This is a genomic window from Mycobacterium sp. IDUB_9, assembly GCF_055419505.1.
In genome coordinates this window covers 226360-248981 of record NZ_JBVAXU010000006.1, presented here as the reverse complement: position 1 = coordinate 248981, position 22622 = coordinate 226360, and the positions used below count along the sequence as shown (strand labels likewise).

The 22622-nt window shown below is 65.1% G+C and carries 23 protein-coding genes; 9 read left to right on the top strand and 14 right to left on the bottom strand.

What is annotated here, in order from left to right:
- Nucleotides 1-70: 70 nt before the first annotated feature.
- The 7 genes from ACZY08_RS24245 to ACZY08_RS24215 form a co-directional block, all read right to left on the bottom strand.
- Entirely contained in the window at nt 71-1204 is a 1134-nt protein-coding gene (locus tag ACZY08_RS24245) for an NDMA-dependent alcohol dehydrogenase (protein WP_463746999.1), read from the bottom strand.
- A 92-nt stretch (nt 1205-1296) separates the two neighbouring features.
- Entirely contained in the window at nt 1297-1845 is a 549-nt protein-coding gene (locus ACZY08_RS24240; protein ID WP_463747000.1) for a nuclear transport factor 2-like protein, read from the bottom strand.
- Nucleotides 1842-2054 (bottom strand): ferredoxin, encoded by a 213-nt coding sequence (locus tag ACZY08_RS24235; RefSeq protein ID WP_463747001.1) that lies wholly within the window; start codon nt 2052-2054, stop codon nt 1842-1844. The genes ACZY08_RS24240 and ACZY08_RS24235 overlap by 4 nt, the downstream gene beginning before the upstream one ends.
- Nucleotide 2055: 1 nt before the next feature.
- Complete coding sequence (locus ACZY08_RS24230) at nt 2056-3423, bottom strand: cytochrome P450 (RefSeq protein WP_463747002.1); 1368 nt, start codon at nt 3421-3423, stop codon at nt 2056-2058.
- Between the two features lie 8 nt (nt 3424-3431).
- A complete protein-coding gene (locus tag ACZY08_RS24225) occupies nt 3432-4241 on the bottom strand; it encodes an SDR family oxidoreductase (protein WP_463747003.1) in 810 nt (269 codons plus the stop codon).
- Nucleotides 4242-4294: 53 nt separating this feature from the next.
- Nucleotides 4295-5497, bottom strand: a complete 1203-nt coding sequence (locus ACZY08_RS24220; RefSeq protein WP_463747004.1) for a cytochrome P450 — start codon at nt 5495-5497, stop codon at nt 4295-4297.
- On the bottom strand, nt 5494-6105 hold the full coding sequence (locus ACZY08_RS24215; RefSeq protein WP_463747005.1) for a TetR family transcriptional regulator: 612 nt from the start codon (nt 6103-6105) through the stop codon (nt 5494-5496). The genes ACZY08_RS24220 and ACZY08_RS24215 overlap by 4 nt, the downstream gene beginning before the upstream one ends.
- Before the next feature lie 188 nt (nt 6106-6293).
- On the opposite strand from ACZY08_RS24215, the gene ACZY08_RS24210 reads away from it, so the two are divergent.
- Genes ACZY08_RS24210 through ACZY08_RS24190 form a run of 5 tightly spaced genes read left to right on the top strand, consistent with a single transcriptional unit; the run spans nt 6294 to nt 11071 of the window.
- Nucleotides 6294-7763, top strand: a complete 1470-nt coding sequence (locus ACZY08_RS24210; protein WP_463747006.1) for an aldehyde dehydrogenase — start codon at nt 6294-6296, stop codon at nt 7761-7763.
- Between the two features lie 10 nt (nt 7764-7773).
- Nucleotides 7774-8538, top strand: a complete 765-nt coding sequence (locus tag ACZY08_RS24205; protein WP_463747007.1) for an SDR family oxidoreductase — start codon at nt 7774-7776, stop codon at nt 8536-8538.
- Nucleotides 8535-9398: an NAD(P)-dependent oxidoreductase gene (locus ACZY08_RS24200; RefSeq protein WP_463747008.1), complete on the top strand. Its 864-nt coding sequence runs from the start codon at nt 8535-8537 to the stop codon at nt 9396-9398. Before ACZY08_RS24205 ends, ACZY08_RS24200 begins: the two co-directional genes overlap by 4 nt.
- A 13-nt stretch (nt 9399-9411) precedes the next feature.
- Nucleotides 9412-9855 (top strand): carboxymuconolactone decarboxylase family protein, encoded by a 444-nt coding sequence (locus ACZY08_RS24195; RefSeq protein WP_463747009.1) that lies wholly within the window; start codon nt 9412-9414, stop codon nt 9853-9855.
- Nucleotides 9845-11071, top strand: a complete 1227-nt coding sequence (locus ACZY08_RS24190; protein ID WP_463747010.1) for a hypothetical protein — start codon at nt 9845-9847, stop codon at nt 11069-11071. Before ACZY08_RS24195 ends, ACZY08_RS24190 begins: the two co-directional genes overlap by 11 nt.
- A 165-nt stretch (nt 11072-11236) precedes the next feature.
- Here the strand turns inward: ACZY08_RS24190 and ACZY08_RS24185 are convergent, their stop codons facing one another.
- The 3 genes from ACZY08_RS24185 to ACZY08_RS24175 form a co-directional block, all read right to left on the bottom strand.
- Complete coding sequence (locus ACZY08_RS24185; RefSeq protein WP_463747011.1) at nt 11237-11860, bottom strand: sensor domain-containing protein; 624 nt, start codon at nt 11858-11860, stop codon at nt 11237-11239.
- 152 nt (nt 11861-12012) lie between these two features.
- Nucleotides 12013-12372: a hypothetical protein gene (locus tag ACZY08_RS24180; RefSeq protein WP_463747012.1), complete on the bottom strand. Its 360-nt coding sequence runs from the start codon at nt 12370-12372 to the stop codon at nt 12013-12015.
- 101 nt (nt 12373-12473) lie between these two features.
- Entirely contained in the window at nt 12474-13691 is a 1218-nt protein-coding gene (locus ACZY08_RS24175; protein ID WP_463747013.1) for a DUF6973 domain-containing protein, read from the bottom strand.
- A gap of 118 nt (nt 13692-13809) precedes the next feature.
- On the opposite strand from ACZY08_RS24175, the gene ACZY08_RS24170 reads away from it, so the two are divergent.
- A complete protein-coding gene (locus tag ACZY08_RS24170; protein ID WP_463747014.1) occupies nt 13810-14511 on the top strand; it encodes a M15 family metallopeptidase in 702 nt (233 codons plus the stop codon).
- Between the two features lie 14 nt (nt 14512-14525).
- Here ACZY08_RS24170 and ACZY08_RS24165 read toward each other — a convergent pair whose 3' ends face one another.
- Together ACZY08_RS24165 and ACZY08_RS24160 are read right to left on the bottom strand one after the other, a co-directional pair.
- Nucleotides 14526-15155, bottom strand: coding sequence for a TetR/AcrR family transcriptional regulator (locus ACZY08_RS24165; protein ID WP_463747015.1), 630 nt, complete (start codon nt 15153-15155; stop codon nt 14526-14528).
- Between the two features lie 38 nt (nt 15156-15193).
- Complete coding sequence (locus ACZY08_RS24160) at nt 15194-16429, bottom strand: cytochrome P450 (RefSeq protein ID WP_463747016.1); 1236 nt, start codon at nt 16427-16429, stop codon at nt 15194-15196.
- 102 nt (nt 16430-16531) lie between these two features.
- Here ACZY08_RS24160 and purD point away from each other — a divergent pair, with 102 nt between their 5' ends.
- Nucleotides 16532-17800 (top strand): phosphoribosylamine--glycine ligase, encoded by a 1269-nt coding sequence (purD, locus tag ACZY08_RS24155; protein WP_463747017.1) that lies wholly within the window; start codon nt 16532-16534, stop codon nt 17798-17800.
- 14 nt (nt 17801-17814) lie between these two features.
- Here the strand turns inward: purD and ACZY08_RS24150 are convergent, their stop codons facing one another.
- Nucleotides 17815-18648, bottom strand: a complete 834-nt coding sequence (locus ACZY08_RS24150) for an alpha/beta hydrolase (RefSeq protein WP_463747230.1) — start codon at nt 18646-18648, stop codon at nt 17815-17817.
- A gap of 125 nt (nt 18649-18773) precedes the next feature.
- On the opposite strand from ACZY08_RS24150, the gene ACZY08_RS24145 reads away from it, so the two are divergent.
- A complete protein-coding gene (locus ACZY08_RS24145) occupies nt 18774-19412 on the top strand; it encodes a TetR/AcrR family transcriptional regulator (protein WP_463747018.1) in 639 nt (212 codons plus the stop codon).
- Between the two features lie 10 nt (nt 19413-19422).
- Nucleotides 19423-20862, top strand: coding sequence for an APC family permease (locus ACZY08_RS24140; protein ID WP_463747019.1), 1440 nt, complete (start codon nt 19423-19425; stop codon nt 20860-20862).
- Here the strand turns inward: ACZY08_RS24140 and relZ are convergent.
- The gene (gene relZ, locus ACZY08_RS24135) at nt 20859-22586 is read right to left on the bottom strand and encodes a bifunctional ribonuclease/(p)ppGpp synthase (RefSeq protein WP_463747020.1); all 1728 of its coding nucleotides are present in this window, start codon (nt 22584-22586) and stop codon (nt 20859-20861) included. The genes ACZY08_RS24140 and relZ overlap by 4 nt on opposite strands.
- Nucleotides 22587-22622: the final 36 nt, after the last annotated feature.

The window sequence follows — 22622 nt, the reverse complement described above, 5'->3', positions numbered from 1 at the left end:
CGAAATGGCATTCCAGCAGGTGGTCACTCGACCTTTGCCTGCTGGAATGCCATTTCGCGCGAGATTGGGTTTAGCGGTCTGCGTCGGTGTAACGGATGACGCCGCGAATGTTGCGTCCCTCGAGCATGTCGGCGTAGCCGTCGTTGATCTGCTCGAGCTTGTACTGCCGCGTGACCATGTCATCGAGGTTCAGCCGGCCGGCCTTGTACATGCTCAGCAGCTGCGGGATGTCGTGGTGCGGGTTGCCGCCACCGAAGATGGTGCCCTGCAGGCGCTTCTGCAGCAGCGTCAGCATCGACAGGTTGAGCTTGACGTCGCTTTCGGCCATGTTCGCCACTGCGGTGGCCACCACGGTGCCGCCCTTGGCGGTGATGTTCATGTAGTGGTCGATGTCTTCGCCCTTGAGCTCACCGACGGTGACGATCGTCTTGTGGGCCATCCGGCCCTGGGTGACCTCGGCGACACCGGCCATCGCGGAGAAGATGTCCGGGTAGGCATGGGTGGCACCGAACTTGAGCGCGTTGTCGCGCTTGAACTCGACCGGGTCGACGGCGAAGACGTTGCGCGCACCGGCCGCCAGGGCGCCCTGCAGCGCACCGGTGCCGACACCGCCGACGCCGACGATGACGACGTCGTCACCGGGACGGACGTCACCGCTGCGGACGGCCGAGCCGTAACCGGTGGTGACACCGCAACCCACGAGGCAGGCCACCTCGAACGGGATGGACGGATCGATCTTCACGACCGAGCTCTTGTGCACCACCATGTACGGGCTGAACGTGCCGAGCAGCGTCATCGGGATGACCGGCTGGCCGTTCTTGACGGCGTGGATGCGATTGGTGCCGTCGGAGACCGCCGTACCGCTCAGCAGCAGCGCCCCGAGGTCGCACAGGTTGCGCAGGCCCTCCTGGCAGGCCGGACATTCACCACAGGACGGGATGAACGACAGCACGACGTGGTCGCCGGGCTGGATGTGGTCGACGCCGGGCCCGACCTCGGTCACGATGCCCGCGCCTTCGTGGCCGCCGAGCACCGGGAAACCCGCCATCGGGATGTCACCGGTCACCAGGTGGTGGTCCGAATGGCACATGCCCGAGGCTTCCATCTGAATCTTGACCTCGTCCTTGACGGGGTCGCCGATCTCGATCTCCTCGATCGTCCAAGGTTGGTTGAACTCCCAGATGAGAGCGCCTTTGGTCTTCATCGCGTGTGCCTTCCACTAGAGCCGTTGACCACAGACTAGAGCCATTAGTTGCGTGGGTCACACCCACCCCCAAGCAACTGCTTGGCAAGGAACTACCAGATTTTGACCGGGGCCTCGCCGAGCGGGTAGTAGCCGGGCAGTTTCTCGCCGGCCAGCGAACGCTCGATGCGCTTCTGCATGGTGGGGGTGAGGTCGCCGGACTCGATGAGATTCATATATCCCTTGGCGACGTGGCCGAAGTCGAAGAAATCGCGCTGCCATTCGATGAGCAGCTGATCGTTGAGCCGGAACCAGCTACCGCCGATGCCGTAGATCTCGCTCGTGCTGCCGTCGCTCTTGTTGGCGATCTGCTTCCAGAAGCCCACGATCTCGTTCTGCTTCTCGTCGATCAGCACGCGCTGGTACTCGTAGACCCAGTTCTCCAGGCCTTCCATCTCCATGCCTAAGGCGATCTCGCGTATTTGATCTATACCGACGCACATCACGTCTTCCTTGGGCCCGATGTTCCAGCCGTAGGTGGCATCCTCGGTGTAGAAGTCGGCCAGCGGCTTCCAATCACCGGCCTTCTCGGCCTCCTGATTGGCCTTCAGCCAGCGATCCGACCATGCTTCGAGGGCTTCTCTTTTGGAGGATGAAGTCATTGTTCGGCTCTCTCTTTGATTGATAGTGCTTGGGTAGGACACATTTCGACGGCCATCTCGACGGCATCGCGGAGCTCGTCGGGTGGTTCGTGATCGAGGATTTCGACGGTGCCGCGCTTGGGCACCCGGAACACGTCCGGAGCTTCGAGCTCGCACATCGCGTGGCCCTGGCACAGATCCTCGTCGACCTCAACGCGGTAGCAACCCATTTCAGGCCTTGATACGCCTGCGGTAGCGGACCTTGGCCGGCTGGGCCAGCTGCACGACCATCTTGGAGTGGTCGTTCTGGTAGCTCTCCGACGGCTGCGACATCTCGAACTCGTACTCGCGCAACAGGACCGAGAAGATCGCCTTGATCTGCATCTGGGCGAACGCGGCTCCCACGCAGCGGTGCTTGCCCGCCCCGAACGGGATCCAGGTCCACCGGTTGATCAGATCTTCCTGGCGCGGCTTCTCATAACGGGCAGGATCGAAGGCGTCCGGATCGGGGAAGTCCTCCGGGATGCGGTTGGAGATCGCCGGGGAGGCCGCCACCATCTGGCCCTTGTGGATCGGGCGGCCGGCCACCTCGAACTCGTCCTGCGCGACGCGCATCAGGATGATGAGTGGCGGATGCAGTCGGAGAGTTTCCTTGAGCGAGTTGTCCAGCTTCGGGATCTGGCGCAGCGCATGGAAACTCACCTCCTGGCCGTCGGCGTAGAGCTCGTCGAGCTCCTGCTGCACCTGTGCGTACACGTCGGGGTTGCGCAGCAGTTCGATGAGCGTCCACGACGAGGTACCCGAGCTGGTGTGGTGCCCGGCGAACATCAGCGAGATGAACATGCCGGTGACCTCGTTGGCAGAGAACCGGTGATTGCCTTCCTTGTCCTTGATCGACACCAGTACGTCGAGTAGATCGCGATCCTCTTTGCCCTTGGGCGGGTTGGCGATCCGGCCGTCCATGATCTCCTGCACCAGCGCAACGAGTTTGACTCGCGACTCGTCGCGGATGCGGAAGCTCTCGATGTCCAGGTACGGATCGACGTAGCACAGCGGGTCGGTGCCGCGCTCCAACTGGTGGTAATACTCGGCGAACCGGCGGTCGAGCTGCTCTCGGAACTTCAGCCCGATCAGGCAGGCCGTCGAGGTGTAGATCGTCAACTCGGAGAAGAAATCGAGCAGCTCGATCTCGCCCTCGTCGCCCCAGTCGGCGATGATCTTCTTGACCTCGTTCTCGATGGTCGCCGCGTGGCCCTTCATCTGCTCACCGCGCAGCGCCGTGTTGTGCAGCATCTCGGCCCGACGCTCCGGGTCGGCGTCGAACACCACACCCTCACCGAAGATCGGGGTCATGAACGGGTAGGCCTCGGCCTGGTTGAGCTCGCTGTCGCTGGAGCGGAAGAAAAATTCGTTGGCCTCTGCTCCGCTCAGCAGCAGCACCTGCTTGTCGGCGAGCTGGAACCAGCCGACATCCCCACACTCGTCACGGATGCGCTGCATCAGGCCGATCGGATCGGTGCGGAATTCTTCGAGGTGGCCGTGTTCCTCGCCTTCACCACCCGAAACGCGCTGAACTTCCTTGAGTTCTGAGCTTGTCATTATCCTTCTCAGCCTTCCACTTTCAGCTTCTGGCGATCCTTGACATCGGCGAGCGGAGCTTCGGGCTGAATCTCCAGTTCGGCGATGAAGCCGCCGCGCGGGGTTTCCGCGACGAAGGTGATGGCCCGCGCGAGATCGGCTGCGCGCAGGAAGTAGTCGTGCCGGGCCTGGCCCCACTTGGCCCAGTCCTCGAGCATCTCGCCGACCTTGTCCATCGGCGCACTCCAGCCCATAGCGGTCTTGGTAGGTCCGGGATGGACAACGGAGGCGCGCACACCGGTACCTTCCAGTTCCATCTGCAGGGTCTTGGCCATGCCCAGCAGGCCGGCTTTGGCTGCGCCGTAGCCGCCCATGTACGGCCGCGGCCGCAGGGACACGTCCGAGCCGACGAAGATGATGTCGCCGCGTCGACGTTCGACCATGCCCGGAAGCACCGCAGTGGCAAGGCGGTTGGCCCCGATGAGGTGAATCTGGATCTGATTCTCGAAATCGTCGGTACTGATCTCGTGTAGCTGGCCGAAGAACGTGTCGCCGGCACCGGCCACCAGCAGCTCGATGTCCCCGAGCGCCTCGGTGGCGCCGTGCACGAACGACTTCACCGAATCGACGTCGGTGACGTCGAGAGGCAGTGCAATCGCCTCGCCACCGTCGGCTTTGATCTGATCGACCAACTCCTGGCATTTCTCGACGCGGCGCGCGCCGAGAGCGACCGGGAAGCCGTGTGCGGCCAGTTCGGTGGCCGTGGCGGCGCCGATGCCGGACGACGCGCCCGCCACGATGGCCGGTCGGCGGTCGGGATGGGGTTCGAAACGGGCCATTTAGCGTGCCTTTACTGTGATGGGTTTCTGGGGCGGGACACCGAAATTGGGCTTCATCGGTGGGACACCGAAATTGGGAGATGCGCGAATCCTCGTACGGAACTGGAGTGGACGCGGACAGCGTTGGCCTCGTCGACCTCGTATCCGCGGATTCGCTTGAACAACTCGGTCAGCGCCACCCGGGCCTCCATGCGGGCCAGGTGCGCGCCCAGGCAGAAGTGGGCACCGCTGCCGAAACTCACCAGCTTCGAACCGATGTCGCGGCCGATCTGGTACTGGTCTGGGTTTTCGAAGACGCGCTCGTCGCGGTTGGCCGAACCGGCCAGCAGCACCAGCACGTCGCCGGCCGGAACCGTGGTGTCGTAGAACGTCATGTCCTCGACGACAGCGCGGGCCAGGATCTGGCTTGAGGTGTCGTAGCGCAGCGTCTCCTCAATCCACGGGGAAATCAGCTCGTGGTTCTCGAATACGGGGGCCAGCTGGTCAGGGTTCTTGAATCCCCAATATGCGGCATTGGCCAGCAATTTCGTGGTGGTCTCGTTACCGGCGACCACCATCAGGAACAGGAACGCCATGATCTCGTCGTCGGTGAGCTTGTCGCCGTCGATCTCAGCTTCCACCAGCGCCGAGGTCAGGTCGTCGCTGACCGCCTTGCGGCGCTGCTTGACCATGTCGGCGTAGTACACCAGCAGCTCACCCGAGGCGGCGATGGCCGATTCGGGAACGTCAGCGAGGCCGTCCTCGCGGTGCATGACCCCGTCGGCCAGCGCGCGGATGCGCACCCGGTCCTCCTGCGGTACACCCATCAATTCGGAGATGACATCCATCGGCAGCTTGCCCGCGAAGTCGTCGACGTAGTCAAAGGCGTTGTTCTGCAGCGCCTCATCGAGATGCTGCACCGCGATCTCGGTGACCCGGCCTTCAAGTTCGCGGATGCGTCGCGGGGTGAAGCCCTTGGACACCAGGGTGCGCAGCCGCAGGTGGGCCGGATCGTCGAGGGCCAGGAATGACATCACCCGGTGCGCCTCGTCGTTGCGCGAGATCGGGTCGAGTGCGACGCCGTGCTTGTTGGACAGTGCGACGCTGTTGCGGAAGCCGGCGACGACGTCCTTGTGCCGGGACAGGGCCCAGAACTTGCGTTCGTCGTTCCGGTAGAGAGGCGCCTCGTCGCGCAAGCGGCGGTAGTACGGGTACGGATCTTCGTGAAAGTCGTAGTCGTACGGGTCGAGGATCGGCTCGACTTCCTGCAAACTCATTTGTCTTCTCCCAGGATTAACCCGACGACGTAGGTCAGCCGGTCGGCGATCTGGCGGTAGGTGAAGGCGCCGCTGCCGGCATTGACCAGCGCGCCGAAGAACGTCATCTCCAGGGCGGAGACGACGCGGGAATCGGCATCCGGTCCGACTGCCGAACGGATGCGTTTGTGGATCTCGGCGCCGATCCGGTCGCGCACCTTGCGCACCGCCGGATCGGTGCCGCCGCCCAGCAGGGCCGTGGTGCAGGCGGCGGCGACCTCGGGCTCGTCGGCGACGACGAGGGTCAGTGCGCGGAGCGCCTGGTCGACGCGGGTGGTCATGGAGTCGTTCACGTCGGTGAAGTAAGGGCACTGGCTGACCAAGTCCAGGTACATCTCGGCGATCAAGTGGTTCTTCGACGAAAAGTACGTGTAGGCCGTGGCGGGCGCGACGCCGGCGCGTGCGGCGACTGCGCGCACGGTCAGGTCGGCGTAGGACGATTCGCGCAGCATCTCGGTTCCCGCGGTCAGGACCTTGCGGAAGGTTTCTTCCTGCCGGCGGTTGCGCGGCGATTCCTTCTCGGGCTCCGGAGCGGGTTCTGTGACTGCGGACACGGCATCGCTGGACACATGTCCAAGTTATCCGACGATGTCGAGGTTCAGCAAGTGTGGATCCGGAAAGGCTGCGATGAACTGGTCATTTTGACGCCGGATGAGCAGGCCTGGGGCCCACCCTTGCGGCTCGACATTATCTGCGGCTATCGTTCGAGACGAGACAGCCGGACAGTTGTCCAGAATTCGTGAAGTGGAGTTCACCAATGCCGGTACTGGCCGATCGCCAGAGTCAGCTGCTTATCGACGGCAAACTCGTCGCCGGGGGTGGCGGAGCATTCGAGACCGTCAATCCCGCCACCGAGGAGGTGCTCGGCGTCGCTGCCGACGCCAACGCCGAGGACATGGGCAATGCAATTAACGCCGCGCGTCGGGCATTTGACGACACCGACTGGTCGACGAACCACGCGCTGCGGGTGCGCTGCCTGCGTCAGCTGCGTGACGCATTGCGCGAAAATGTCGAGGAACTGCGGGAACTCACCATCGCAGAGGTGGGTGCCCCGCGCATGCTCACCGCCGGCGCGCATCTGGAAGGCCCGATCGACGACCTGGCTTTTTCGGCTGATGCCGCCGAGAACTACGAGTGGACAACCGATCTCGGCTACGCCACCCCGCAGGGCATCCCCACCAACCGTAAGATCGCCCGCGAAGCCGTTGGTGTCGTCGGTGCCATCACCCCGTGGAACTTTCCGCACCAGATCAACCTGGCCAAGGTCGGCCCGGCCCTGGCTGCAGGTAACACCCTGATTCTCAAACCGGCCCCTGACACTCCGTGGGCGGCGGCGGCCATCGGCCAGATCATCGCCGAGCAGACCGATTTCCCGGCCGGCGTGATCAACATCGTCACCTCGAGCGATCACTCGGTGGGTGCGCTGCTGTCCAAAGATCCTCGGGTGGACATGGTTTCGTTCACCGGATCGACTGCGACCGGGCGTGCAGTGATGACTGACGCCGCGCTGACCATCAAGAAGGTGTTCCTGGAGCTCGGTGGCAAATCGGCATTCCTGGTGCTCGACGACGCCGACCTGGCCGGGGCCTGCTCGATGTCGGCCTTCACCGTGGCCATGCACGCCGGTCAGGGCTGCGCGATCACGACGCGCCTGGTGGTACCCCGCGCACGTTACGACGAGGCGGTGGAGATCGCCGCGGCCACGTTGGGTGGGATCAAGCCGGGCGATCCGAACAGCAAGCGCACGGTGTGCGGGCCGCTGATCTCGGCGCGCCAGCGCGACCGGGTGCAGTCCTACCTGGATCTGGCTCTGCAGGAAGGCGGCCGGTTCGCCTGCGGCGGTGGGCGTCCGGCTGACCTGGACACCGGGTTTTTCATCGAGCCGACCGTGATCGCCGGCCTGGACAACACCGCGCGGGTGTCTCGTGAGGAGATCTTCGGTCCAGTGCTGACCGTGATCGCCCACGACGGTGACGACGACGCGGTCCGCATCGCCAACGATTCGCCGTACGGGCTGTCCGGCACGGTGTTCTCCGGCGACGACGAACGAGCCCAGGCCGTGGCTGCTCGCATGCGGGTCGGCACCGTCAATGTCAACGGCGGCATCTGGTACTCGGCCGATGCCCCGTTCGGCGGCTACAAGCAGTCCGGGGTCGGCCGCGAGATGGGCCTGGCCGGCTTCGAGGAATACACCGAAATCAAAACCATCGCGACTCTGGCTCAGTAAGGAGCAGCTAATGACGAAGTTCGACTCGGATTTCAAAGAAAAGGTGTCCATCGTCACGGGGGCCGGCGGCGGCATCGGCCAGGCTTACGCCGAGGCGCTGGCACGCGAGGGCGCGGCGGTCGTGGTGGCCGACATCAACATCGAGGGTGCGCAGAAGGTCGCCGACGGGATCAAGGGCGAGGGCGGCAACGCCCTGGCGGTGCGCGTCGACGTCTCCGACATCGACTCGGCCAAGGACATGGCCGCGCAGACGCTTTCGGAATTCGGTGGGATCGACCACCTGGTCAACAACGCCGCGATCTTCGGCGGCATGAAGCTCGACTTCCTGCTCACCGTCGACTGGGACTACTACAAGAAGTTCATGAGCGTGAATCTCGACGGTGCGCTGGTGTGCACCCGCGCCGTGTACCGCAAGATGGCCAAGCGTGGCGGTGGGGCGATCGTCAACCAGTCCTCGACCGCGGCCTGGCTGTACGCCAACTACTACGGCCTGGCCAAGGTCGGTATCAACGGCCTCACCCAGCAGTTGTCGCGTGAGCTCGGCGGACAGAACATCCGCATCAATGCCATCGCGCCCGGCCCGATCGACACCGAGGCCAACCGCACCACCACGCCCAAGGAGATGGTGGACGACATCGTCAAGGGAATCCCGTTGTCCCGCATGGGGCAGCCTGAAGACCTGGTCGGCATGTGCCTGTTCCTGTTGAGCGACCAGGCCAAGTGGATCACCGGCCAGATCTTCAACGTCGACGGCGGACAGATCATCCGCTCATGAGTCCGCTGAAACTCGGCTACATCGGCCTCGGTAATCAGGGCGCACCGATGGCCAAGCGACTGGCCGACTGGCCCGGCGGACTCATCGTCTTCGACGTGCGCGCCGAGGCCGTGGCCCCGCTGGTCGAGCTCGGGGCGACCCCTGCGGACAGCGTCGCCGGTGTCGCCGAGGCCGACGTCATCAGCGTCACGGTGCTGACCGACGCACAAGTGCGAGACGTGGTTTCCGAACTCGCCGCGCACGCCAAGCCCGGCACCGTGATCGCCATCCACTCCACGATCGAGCCCGGTACGGCCGGAGAGTTGGCAGACCAGCTGCGGCCCAAAGGAATTCGTATCGTCGATGCCCCGGTCAGTGGTGGGGCCGGCGCGGCGGACAAGGGTGAACTGGCTGTCATGGTCGGTGCAGACGACGACGCGTACGACTTGGTCAAGCCCGTTTTCAAGCAGTGGGCCTCGATGGTGGTCCGCGCTGGGGAACCCGGAGCGGGTACCCGGATGAAGATCGCCCGCAACATGTTGACGTTCATCGGCTTCGCCGCCGCATGCGAGGCGCAGAAGCTCGCCGAAGCGGCGGGGATCGACCTGCAAAAGCTCGGCCGGGTCGTGCGACACAGCGACGCCCAGAGCGGCGGGCCGGGCGCGATCATGGTCCGTGACGACACGTCACCGTTGGCGTCGGATCACTGGATCTACGACATGTTCGTCCACACGCGGGGTCTTGCCGAGAAGGATCTGCGGTTGGCGCTCGGGCTTGGCGAGGACACCGGCGTCGAACTCCCGCTGGCGGAGATCGCGCTGCGGGATCTGGCCGCCGGACTCGGTGTGCCGCACACGGCTTCACACGGCGAAGTCGGCTAGAGAGGATCGAAGAATGGACGAGTTGCGGGCCAAGGGCCTGGCCAAGATGAACGAGGTCTACGGCTGGGAGATGCCGAACATCGAAGGGGATCCATACTTCGATCTCACCGTCGACCACCTGTTCGGCACCATCTGGAACAAGCCCGGACTGTCGATGCGTGAAAAGCGACTGATGACGTTGTCGGCAGTGACCGCCGTCGGCTCGCAGGACCTCGCCGAGATCCAGGTCAACGCCGCGCTGTTCAACGGCGAGTTCACCGAGGAAGAGCTCAAGGACATCGCCATCTTCCTCACCCAGTACCTCGGTTTCCCGCTCGGTTCCGGCCTCAACGGAACGGTGTCCAAGGTGGTGGCCAAGCGGCGCAAGGCCGCCGAGAAGGGCCTTGACGAAGACCGGCGCGCCAATGTGAACGCCGCAGTCAAGATGAATACCGGGAGCGAGCTCGATGACAAGTAGATATGCCTCGCTGACCCACGATGAGCTGGTCAAGCTGGTGCCCGAGCTGCTGCTCATGGGGCAGATGATCGACCGCTCCGGGATGGCCTGGTGCATCAGCAATTTCGGCCGCGAAGAGATGCTGCAGATCGCGATCGAGGAGTGGGCGGCATCCAGCCCCATCTACACCCGACGCATGCAGAAGGCGTTGCGCTACGAAGGCGTCGACGTCATCACCATCTTCAAGGGTCTCCAACTCGACATCGGCGCCCCGCCGCAGTTCATGGATTTCCGCTACACCGTCCACGATCGCTGGCACGGTGAATTCCACCTCGATCATTGCGGTGCGCTGCTCGACGTCGAGCCGATGGGCGAGGACTACGTTCGCGGCATGTGCCACGACATCGAGGACCCGACCTTCGACGCCACCGCGCTGGCCACCAACCGCAAATGTCAGGTGCGCCCGATCCACCGGCCGCCCCGCGCACCCGCCGACCGGCAGCCGCACTGCGCCTGGACGGTAATCATCGATGAGTCATACCCGGAGGTCGATGACATCCCGGCGCTCGATGTGATCGGCCGGACCCGGGCTGCGCGAACAGAATTGGACCCGATCGATCCATCCGACGAGGGCGCTTCCGACTACTCGGGGCCGCTGGTGTCCGATTTCGATTTCGCGGCGTTCTCGCATTCCGCGCTGGTCCGGATGGCCGACGAGGTATGCCTGCAGATGCACCTGCTGAACCTGTCGTTCATCCTCGCGGTGGGCAAGCGGGCCGGTACCGACACCGCGCTCGCCACCGACATCTGCACCAAGCAGCTGATCGGTGTGGCGGGCCTCGGTGCCGAGCGTATCCACAAGGCGCTGGGCCTGCCCGGCGGCATCGAAGGTGCGGTGCGCGTGCTGGAACTGCATCCGTTGCTCAACCCGGCCGCCTACGTCGATGCCGAGTTCGGTCCCGACGCGGTGTCCGTGCGTCGCTCGCCGGCGCATGAGGACGGTTCCTGGGTGGCCCTGGTTTCGCCGGCCGAGACGCGTCCCCTGCAGGCCATCGTCGCCGCCGTCGACCCGCACCTTTCCGTCGAGGTTCTCGGATCGGACGCGGAGTGGACCGCCAGGGTGATTGAAACCGAGACCGCAGCAAAGGAATTCGGTGAAGTCGCGGTGGTGAAGTTCAGCGGTGGGGCGGAGTTCGTGTTCGAGCCACGGAAGTCATTGCCACTGACGGTGGTGTGATTCGAAGTTTGGCGGCGGGGTGCGGGTTTCTAGCCGGCAGGAACAGTCAGCGTTAGATACCCGTCACCCCAAGGCCGCACGATCACGTCGGCCGGGAATGTCGCGCGGTGATCCTCGCTCCGGAGGTAATCCGCGGTGACCCCAGCTACCGTTGGCGCGGGCGTGCTAATGCTGTGCATCTTCGAGCCTGTCGAGAACTTCCAGCGTGACGCGCTCGCTGTCGGGTAGGCCGAGCGCACTTGAGTTGATCAGCATGGTGCCAGTGAGCCGATATGCGTCCTGGGCTCCGTCGGCTTCTCTGCTGTTGAGCAGCAGGGTGTTTGGGTCTGGCGCCTCCGCTGAGCGGCGGTAGTAGGCGGTACCCGTCGAGGTGCAGCCGGGTACCGCCGTTGTGAGCCGGTCGAATGCCGCCTGCGCCGTCGTTGCGTCTGGATAGACGGCAACTGCCTGGCGCACATCTGCCATGATCGGAAGTACCGGAGCGTCAAGATCGGCGCTGTAACCGACGGAGCGGAACGCTTTCCAGGTGGTGCCGAAAACCGCGGGCGGGTCGAACACCGCGCGACATGCTGCGGGTGTGTCCGGGATGGCCGAAGGTGTGGCGACGTCCAATTCCGGGACGTCGTGGAATCCGGCGATACCGGAGATGCTTCGGACGTCGTCGACGGAAAGTACCTCGGCGGCAACCGCCTTCGTGCTCGGAGTGGCGGTGGGCGCTGTTGGACCGCCGTGCCCGCACGCTGCCGACAACAAGGTGATGCAACACAACGCTGCGCTGGCACGGATCACAGGCGCCTCATCCTTGGCGGGTCAACATTGCTCGGGGTCAGGGCCGTGGAAATGCCCGTTGCTCCACTGAGGCGCGGTTGGTTGCTCGGCCCTGCACCTTGCGCCACCGGCGGCGCAACTCCCGCTCCTTCGATGCCTTCATCGGATGGCTGCTAACTGGTAGGCAATGTCAGCGTCAGGTAGCCGCCGCCCTCCGGTCGCAGCATCACGTCGGTCGGCCAGGTCACCCGGAAATTCTCACCGCGTAGGTAATCGCCGCTGATTCCGGCGGCCTTCACGGGTTTTCCGTTGAGTTCGAAGATCAGCAGGCTGGCCTTGGAATCGTAGAAGTCATTCTTGATTACCGGTGCGCCGACGGTCTCCTCGATGAAGTCACGTTCCGAGTATTCGTGGAAGAGATGCACCTCGTCCCAGTCCCAGCTGGTGAAGTCGCGGAGGCGGCCTGTCTTCTTCTCGTGGAGAAGGCTTTCCAGGCCATCGTTGAGCTTCGGGTCGTTGTAGTCGACATCCATTGACTGCCTCATCGCCTGTCTAGCCAGGTCGCAACTGGTGAGAGAGAAACACAGCAGCAACACGCAAAGAGCCACGCGTACTGCTGATAATCCGGCCACAATCAATACCCTCCTGCTGATGTTCCGTAGCCCCCCGGCTCGCCGGGGTCGTAGATTCCGCCAGGCCCGGCACCGGTGGGAGTCGGAGCCTGACCGGGCACTGTCGAGTTCGACGTGTAACCGGCTTCGCCTTCTTTGACGGTATCGCTCCAGGCGAGCTTTTCCCCTCCGCCGTCGGGCGCGACCACGACCGTGTCGCCGCGTCTCACGGCTTGTTCGACAAGGTCTGCCAACTGTGCGGGCGTGGCATCGGGATTGGCCGATGCGATGTTCCGTCCGATTTCGTTGTTGTGCAGATCCATGGCCTCGGCGGTGGCTGGGTTGTTGGGCAGCCGTTCGTGTGCCGTCGCGAAGTCGCGGGTCCACTCTTCACCGAATCGCTGTGTCATCAGTGCGTTCCAGTACGCATGCCGAAAAGCGTCGGTGTGGTTGTCAGCGGTGTCTTCGGGGTTTCTCGGCGGTGGGAACCGCTCCTTTGCCTCGGCTTCGGCGGCCTTTTTGGTCTGATTGAGGTCCCATAGTGCTGCGGGAGTGAGCTTCTCGAGCATCCGTGCCTCGGTGGCGGTCACGTGTTTAGGATCGGTGCCGAGGCTCAGCGGCCATGCCGGTTCCCAATCGAACGCGCCATCAGGGTCCTCGTCGACCTGGTACTTGCGCTTGAGCTCGTCGAGTGGATCGACCGGAGGCGGATTACCTTCGGGCAATCCTGGCGCACCGGCGCCCGCCTTCTCGCCCGCGACCGCATCGTATTCCGTCCGGATTTCCTCGATGCGTCGACCGATCTCGCTCATGTCGCTCGTGGACTGCGTGACGACGTCGCTGATCTGGCCGATCCCCTTACTGGCGAGGATCACCCGCATGATCTCGCCGGTCTTGCCCGGCGGGATCGACGCATCCATGCTGCTAACCCAACTCTGGGTCTGCGCGAGGTTCTGCCGACCAGCGGTGACCACATCGGCTGCCCGAGTGACTTCGGTAGCCATGCGTTGATCCAGATCGGCGAGTTTGCCATAGACGGCGGCGTGTTCGGCGTTCCTGGCGGCATACGCCTGCGAGGCGGTGCCCTGCCAGCGGTCGTCGGGTGCTGCGGATTCGATCGTGGATTGCATCTGGCGCAGCTGCGCGCTGCCGTCGAACGCGTCGCCTGTTGTCGGGGCACCCTCACCGAACGTGGTGCGCGCCTGCGACCACGTCGTGTAGAAGGCGTCGAGTGCGCCCATACCTGCCTCCTATCGAGGCAATCAGTCTAAATCCCGGCAAACGGCTGGTCCGACGCCAATTTGCCGAGGCCTGGGCGCTGCCGGCGGATTTGCCAGTTCCGCGATCTACAGTCGCGGGGTGGGCATCGCAACGGTCTGCGCATGTGCCCTGGTGGTGAGTCTGTTCACGGGGTGCACGGCGGCGTGTGCCGGTAGTACGCCCCATTCGGTGCCGGGAACTGCCGCCTCCTCGCCGCAGACTCCGCGGCCCGGCTCGGTGGCGGAGCAACCGGCGCGGGTGCGACCGGTGGACCAGGCCGCGCTGGGTGCCAGCTGGCGACCGGGATGCCCGGTGCCGCCCACCGAGCTGCGCCGAATCACCCTGTCGTACATCGGTTTTGACGGCCGTTCTCACCGGGGTGACCTGGTGGTGCACCGCGGTGTGGTCAGCGATGTGATCGCGATCTTCGGGGAGCTGTATTCGGCGCGATTCCCGATCGAGAAGATGCGCACGGTGGACCACTATCCACGCGCCGACGACGAGCTGTCCATGCAGGACAACAACACCTCGGCGTTCAATTGCCGGCCGTTGCCGAGTGGATCGTGGTCGTTGCACGCCTACGGCCGTGCGGTCGACGTCAACCCCCTGATCAACCCGTACATCTCAGCCTCCGGCGACCTGCAGCCGGTCACTGCGCGGGCGTATCTGGACCGCTCCCGCACCGATCAGGGGATGATCCGCGACGGTGACTTGGTGGTGCGGAGCTTCGCCGAGCGTGGCTGGCGGTGGGGCGGGCATTGGCATGACCCGATCGACTACCAGCATTTCGAACGACGTTGACGTGCTGAACCCGCCTAAATCCCGGCGGACGGCCTCTCGGGCGCAAACTTCCCGGCGACCACCCCGGGGCCGACCCACCTGCGCAGGTAGCTGCGCAGCGCTTCGCCGGTGCGTGGAGGCCGGCCCGGATCGATGACGAAGGACTGGATGATCCGCAGGAGGTGCTCGGCGAGTTCATCGAGATCGGCGTCGGTGTAGCCGAGCGCGGCCCAGTCGACATCGAGCATGCGCATCATGGCCCGGGCAAAGTCGACCGCCACGTCCGAGGTCACCGATTCGGTGTGCACGTTCGCGCGCCCGGGAGCCACGAGCAAACCGATGTGCTTGTCCTCGGGCAGCCACTCCAGGGCGACGGCGATGGACTCGGTGACGGCCTCTACCGGATCGGTCGTGCCTTTGACGTGGGCGGCCACCCGGTCCAGGAAGTCGCTGGCCGCGTGCACCGCGGATGCCACCAGCAAAGCATCGGTGCTGGGGAAATAGCGGTACACGGTCTGCCGGGTCACACCGAGGGTGCGGGCCACGTCGGCGATGGAGAAGTCGGCGCCGCGCTCATCGATGGCGTTGCCGGCAGCGACGAGGATGCGGGCAATGGCCTCCTCGTCGCTGGCCGGCGCCGAGCCGGACCACCCGTGCGTTCGCATGGGCGAATCTTAGAACAACGGATCGGCCAAGCCGCCGGTCAACCGCGGTACGAGACCTGCAGGTCCTTGACGCCGTTGATCCATCCGGACCGGAGACGTTGGGGCTCGGCCAGTTTGGTGATGTCCGGAATCTGATCTGCGATCTCGTTGAACATCAGCTTGATCTCCATCCGCGCCAGGTTCGCGCCGATGCAGAAATGCGCGCCGTTGCCGCCGAAGGCCAGGTGCGGGTTCGGGTTGCGCAGAATATTGAACTGGAACGGGGATTCGAACACTTCCTCGTCGTAGTTGGCCGAGCTGTAGAACAGACCGACACGCTGTCCGGCTTTCACGGTGACATCGCCGATCTGGGTGTCGACCAGGGCGGTGCGCTGGAAGCAGTGCACCGGGGTGGCCCAGCGGATGATCTCGTCGACCGCGGTCTCTGGGCGTTCGCGCTTGAAAAGTTCCCACTGGTCCGGGTTTTCGAGGAATGCGTTCATACCGTGCGTCATGGCGTTGCGGGTGGTCTCGTTGCCGGCCACGGCCAGCAGGATCACAAAGAACGCGAATTCCACTTCCGTGATGCCTTCGCCGCTTTCATCGGCCTGCACGAGCCGCGTGACGATGTCGTCGGCCGGGCACTGGCGCCGCTGCTCGGCCATGTTGTACGCGTAGCCCATCAGTTCGGCGTTGGCCATCGTCGGATCGGCATCGAAATCCGGGTCGTCGGTGTTCATGATCGCGTTGCTCCAGTGGAACAACTTCTCCCGGTCCGCCTCGGGGACGCCGATCAGGTCGGCGATGGCGAGCAGCGGCAGCGGCATCGCCACGTCGTCGACGAAATTGCCGGAGTTTCGTTCCCGCGCCGCGGCGACGATGTCGCGGGCGGCGACGGCCAGTTTCTCCTCCAGCGCTGCCACCGAACGCGGGGTGAACAGTCGCGACACCAGCTTGCGTAGCCGGGTGTGCTCGGGAGCGTCGTGGTTGATCAGCAGCGCCTTGGTGAGGTCGAGCTGTTCGGCGGTCACGCCTTCGGGAAGGCGCATGACGGCACCCTTGGCGTTGGTCGACCACACGGCGCCGCCGTCGCGCGAGATGGTCTTGATGTCCTCGTGACGGGTGACCACCCAGTAGCCGCCGTCGTTGAAGATCGATTCGCCCTGCTCGTTCCACCACACCGGGGCGGTCTTGCGCAGTTGGGCGAACTCCTCGACAGGGATTCCGCGGAGCAGGACGTCGGGATCGGTGAAGTCGTAGCCGGCGCCGAACGGGCAGGCGCTCATGGTTGTCATGCCGAGGTCATCTCCTTGTGTGACGGCGGGCACAGTCCTCGGTTTCGACCATACACTCCTGCATCAGGTGTATGCCCGTAAGTCTCCCGCTACGCTACGACCGTGCGCGTCCTCGTTATCGGATCCGGTGCCCGTGAACACGCCCTGCTGCTGGCCCTGCGCCGCGACCCGCAGGTGGAGGAGTTGGCGGTGGCTCCCGGCAACGCCGGGACCCAATCCATTGCCGACCAGTACGACGTCGACATCACCTCCGGCGAGGCCGTGGTGAAGTTGGCTCAACGCCTCGACAGCGACCTGGTGGTGATCGGCCCCGAGGTTCCGCTGGTGCTCGGCGTCGCCGACGCCGTGCGGGCCGCCGGAATCGCCTGCTTCGGCGCGAGCAAGGACGCCGCCCGCATCGAGGGCTCCAAGGCCTTCGCCAAAGACGTCATGGCCGCGGCGGGGGTGCCGACGGCGAGCAGCGAGATCGTCGACAACCCGGCCCACCTGGACGCTGCGCTGGACCGCTTCGGTCCGCCCGCCGGCCAGGCTGCCTGGGTGGTCAAGGACGACGGCCTAGCCGCCGGTAAGGGCGTGGTGGTCACCGCCGATCGCGACGCCGCCCGGGCGCATGCAGCCAGCCTGCTCGATTCCGGACACCCCGTGCTGCTGGAGTCGTTCCTGGACGGACCCGAGGTGTCGTTGTTCTGTGTCGTCGACGGCGCCAGCGTGGTCCCGCTGCTGCCTGCCCAAGACTTCAAGCGGGTCGGCGACGGAGACACCGGGCCCAACACCGGCGGTATGGGGGCTTACGCCCCGCTGCCCTGGCTGCCGGACCCGATCAAAACCCAGATCGTCGACGAGGTCGTCAAACCTGTTGCGGCCGAACTGGTTGCCCGGGGCAGCTCGTTCTCGGGCCTGCTCTACGCCGGCTTGGCGATCACCTCGAACGGTCCGGCGGTGGTGGAGTTCAACTGCCGCTTCGGCGATCCGGAGACGCAATCGGTTCTGGCCCTGCTGGATTCGCCGCTCGGGCAACTGCTGAACGCCGCGGCCACCGGCGAGCTCGCCTCCTTCGGCGACCTGCAGTGGCGCGCCGGCTACGCCGTAACCGTGGTGGTGGCCGCGGAGAACTACCCGGGGCGGGCGCGCGTCGGCGACGTGATTCACGGATCGGAAGCCGACGGTGTGCTGCATGCCGGCACCGCGCGCCGCGAAGACGGCGAGGTGGTGTCCTCGGGTGGCCGGGTGCTCTCGGTCGTCGGCACCGGTACCGACCTACCTGCCGCTCGCGACGCGGCGTACGCGCTCGCCAAGTCGATTCGCTTGCCGGGCAGTCACTTCCGCAGTGACATCGGTCTGGCCGCTGCCGAAGGGCACATCACCCTGTAGCGCTCACCGAAGGATCAGGCGACCAGCAGCGGGGCCATCCAGGATATCTCGGCGGCCAGCTGCGAACTCCAGAAGCTGCCGTCGTGCCCACCGGGGGAGAAGCCACCGGCCGGCGGATTGGGCAGTTCGGAGATGAACTGCTTGGTGGCCGAATAGAACGGATCACTGTTACCGCAATCGATCCGGATCGGGATCGATCCCAGCGCGGGCTGGCCCCAGACGGTGTTGGCGGCGTAGTCCGCCGCGCTGTCGAAGGCGCCGGGAGCGGCGGCACCCGAAGAGGTCCACAGCGCGGGGCTGACCGCACAGATCGCGGCGGTACGCGCAGGTCCCAGACGCGAACCCAGCAGCAGCGCGCCGTAGCCGCCCATCGACCAGCCCAGGAATCCCACTCGCGAGGTGTCGAGCCCCTGATCGCCGAGCAGCGGGATCAGCTCGTCGAGCACCATCGCGCCCGAATCCTCACCGGATGCGCGTTTGTGCCAGTAACTTCCACCGCCGTCGACGGCGACCACCGCGAACGGCGGCAACCCGGCTGCCACGGCCTCCGCCAGGCCCTGCTCCACGCCTCCGGCCATCACACCGGCGGCATCCTGACCTTTGCCGTGCAGGGCGATGACCGGACGGAGTTTGCCGGTTTGACCGGGCGGGCGCGCGATGGCCCAGTTGGTGTTCGTCCCGCCGCGGGCGGCCGAGGTGAACGAGCCGCTTGTCATCGTGGGCGCTGTGACGGGGCTGGCCACCGAACCCGGTGCGGAGGCGAGGGCGAAGGCGCCGGCGGCACCGGCGGCCGCACCGACGCCGAGGCGCAAGATTGCGCGGCGGCTCAAATTGGGCATGCGGGCCATCTTGCCATCGCCCGACAAGAGCATCGGTCAGTGGCATTCTCGCGGCCTTACCGGCGCGCTGAAAAACCTGAGTAGAGCCTGATGATTGGCCGAAAGCCCGATGTGGACGGGACCGTGCTGGCAGCATGTGGAAGGTGACGGCAGCGGTCACCCCTAAAGGGGAGCGTCGGCGGTACGCCCTCGTCAGGGCGGCCGCTGAGTTGCTTTGTGAAGGCGGATTCGACGCCGTCCGGCATCGTGCCGTGGCACGCCGGGCCGGCCTCCCGCTGGCCTCCACGACGTACTACTTCTCGTCTCTCGACGACCTCATCGGGAAGGCTGTCGAATACATCGGAACCCGGGAGGCCGAGCAACTGAGGGACGGTGTGGCCAATTTGTCGCGACGGCGCCGCGGTGCCGAGTCGACCGCGGGCGTCCTGGTCGATTTGTTGCTGGGCGAATCTTTGGAGCGGCCCGGAAGCGAGGAGTTGATCTCGCGCTACGAGCGCTACATCGCATGCGCCCGACAGCCCGGGTTGCGCGATATCCAACGTCGCATCTTGCAACAGCGCACCGATGCCGTGCTCGAGGTGGTGGAACGCTCGGGCCGCTCGGTGCGGGCCGAGTTGGTCACCGCCCTGGTGTGCGCCGTCGACGGAGCCGTGGTTGCATCATTGGTGGACGAAGGTGAAGGGGCCAGAGTCAACGCCCGCGCCACGTTGATCGATGTGATCGACGTCCTTGCGCCCGTCGACGAGCAGGCGGGAACGCGTCTGACCGGCTGAAGGAGGGGGAATGTCGCAACCCGCAACCGCGGAGGAGCCACAGCTCAAGCGGGTGATGGGTCCCGGGCTGCTACTGCTGTTCGTCGTCGGAGACATCCTCGGCACCGGTGTGTACGCGCTGACCGGGCAGGTCGCCAAGGAAGTCGGCGGTGCCGCCTGGGTTCCCTTCCTCGCGGCCTTCCTGATCGCCACCATCACCGCATTCAGCTATCTCGAGCTGGTCACCAAATATCCGCAGGCGGCCGGTGCAGCGCTTTACGCGCACAAGGCATTTGGGCTCCAGTTCGTCACGTTCCTGGTGGCCTTCATCGTCATGTGTTCCGGAATCACCTCGGCCTCAACAGCTTCGAGGTTTTTCGCGATCAGCTTCTTCGACGCGATCGAGGTGAACTTCGACCACATCTTCAGCTGGCAGCGACTGGGAACTGTCGCGCTGGCGCTGCTGTTCATGGCGTTGATCGCCGCGGTGAATCTCCGAGGCGTCAGTGAAAGCGTCAAGCTCAACGTCTTCCTCACGTTCGTCGAGATCACCGGCCTGGTGATCGTGGTCGTGGTCGGACTGTGGGCCATCGTCAGCGGGGTGGATGTCGACTTCTCCCGCGTCGTAGCCTTCGACACTTCCGGTGAGAAGAACGCCTTTATCGCGGTTACCGCTGCGACGTCGCTGGCGTTCTTCGCGATGGTCGGCTTCGAGGACTCGGTCAACATGGCCGAGGAGACCAAGGACCCGGTGCGGATCTTCCCGAAGGTGTTGTTGACCGGTCTGGGTATCGCCGGCCTGGTCTACATCGTCGTGGCCATCATTGCGGTCGCACTGGTGCCGGTCGGAACCCTTGCCGAGGCGGACTCGTCCCCGCTGGTGAAGGTGATGGAAGCCGCCGCGCCTGGGCTTCCGTTCGCAAACATCCTGCCGATCATCTCGATGTTCGCGGTGTCCAACACCGCGTTGATCAACATGCTGATGGCCAGTCGGTTGCTCTACGGCATGGCCCGTCAACATGTGTTGCCGCCGATGCTCGGGGTGGTGCATCCGAAGCGCCACACGCCCTGGGTGGCAATCATGTTCACCACGCTCATCGCGTTCGGACTCATCTTCTACGTGTCGGCGTTCGCGAGTGGGGACACCGTCGCGATCCTCGGCGGCACCACCTCGCTGCTACTGCTCGCGGTCTTCTCGGTGGTCAACGTGGCGGTGCTGGTGCTGCGCCGAGATGTCCGAAAAGAGGGCGGGCACTTCAAGACTCCGACCGCACTGCCCGTCGTCGGCTTTGTGGCCTCGCTGTATCTGGTGCTGCCCACCTCGGGACGGCCGTTGGAGCAGTACATCCTGGCCCTGGCACTCGTCGCCACCGGAGTCGTACTGTTCGGCATCACCATGGTGATCAACCGGCAACTCGGCATTCGCGGGGCCGGCATCACCGACCCCACCCACTTCGGTGACGCTCCCTAGGTCTCGGCGCGCAACTTCGCAATACGGTTCTGCAGCAATGCGATCCGGTGCGCATTGCCATCCAGTCCGAGGTAGCGGTCATCGAACACGGCCAACAACGCGTCATCGAGGCGACGCACTGCGCCGGGTGGGTATCGGTAGTCCATGAGCCGGTTGATCTCGTCCGTGTCCACCGCATCCAGCACGCCGGTAAGCGCTTCCAATGACGTGATGCCGAGTTCGAGCAGCAACCCCGAGATCCACGCGTAGTGGTCGGTTCGCGACCAGCCGGCGTCGGCGAAACGGTTGCCCAGATAGGTGGCCAGCACCGGGGTGGCGATGCGTGAATCCCTGGAGAACTCCGGGGACTCGTCCTCCCCCTCCCCTTCCGTCATGGTCAGCCGCAGCCGTTCCCGAATCTCGGTGAACTCGCGGTCGGCCAGTTCCAGAAGCCCGGCTGCCAATGTGAATCGACGGTCCAGCTCGCTGACGTGCTCAGCCGGGATCGAACCCTTGTACCGCACGTCATGCTCGAACTCGGCCCACGCGTGCTGCAGCACGGTACGCACCTGGATGGACGCCGGATACTGTTCGCCTTCGACACCGAAGAGTAGATGCCGGCTCGCATAGCCCCACCGGCCCTGGCGGGCGGTCTGCAGACCCATGTCCTGGTCGTCGAGCAGCCGCATCTCCTCGGCCAGCAGGTTGGCCACGGCGTCGACGTCCTCACGCAGATAGGTGATGACGCGCAGCCCCACCTGGTCGGTGATCTCGACCAGAGGGTCCGTGTACATCCGCGTGCCGTCGGCCGCACGACGATTGGCCTTCGCGGCGAACGAATCGACACTCTTGGTGCGGGCCGTGATGCTCAGATAGTTGATGCCCGCCTCATCGAGTAGTCCGGTGACCAGCTTGAGGTACTGCTCGGTGGCAGCCACCAGATCCGGTCGCCGGGCGGCATATTCGGCCACTGCGCTTGACGGTGGCGCCTCGCGTGCCGGTGCCGGCCGTTGACGGGGCAGCCTTTCGGCGGGGAGTGACGGGGTGAGGATGTAGCCGGAGGCGAAGTCGCCGTAGATCGTGACGTCCTCTGGCCGGCTGTACCAGTACAGCGCGATATAGGCGCAGAGCATGGCGTCGACCGGGTCCTCGTCACGGTCGAGCTGGCCCGGCCGGGTGGCCGCCTCGATCCGCTTGCGCAGTTCGACCCAGCTGACATTGCGGTTGGCCCGCAGCCTCGGCGTCGCGGTGTCGAGCTCCTCGATGAACGTCATCAACCTGAGCAGTTCATGCTGCCGGTCCCCGAACGCGCCGCGCTTGTACTTCAAGGTCTTGTCGAGCCCGAACAGAACCACGCTCGCCGGATGCGGATACACCTCGATCGCGCGCCGGTTCGACGGCGACGACGGATCCATGTCCAGCCCCAGCGCCGCGGCGATACGCGCGCCGCGCGGATGCTTGAACTCGGGCCGCTCGGTGAACGCCGGGCGCGCCCCGGCGTCGAACCGCTGGAAGTCCCGGTTGAGATCCCGTTCGCACGGCCGGTGGCCCGTCGGGTTCTTGACGATGAGCGGCGCATCGATGGCCACCAGGCAGTCGCCACTGACATAGGGCTCGATAGCCGCCCCGATGTCGTCGTCGTCCTGCGCCACGCCCACGTGAAGGACCCGCCCACCGGAGTCGATGACAGCGACACCCGTCTGATTCTTCTCGCCCCACGCAAGGTCGAGCCCGACGAAGTACATCCGTCCACTGTCTCATTGGTACCCCGGCCCGGGCCG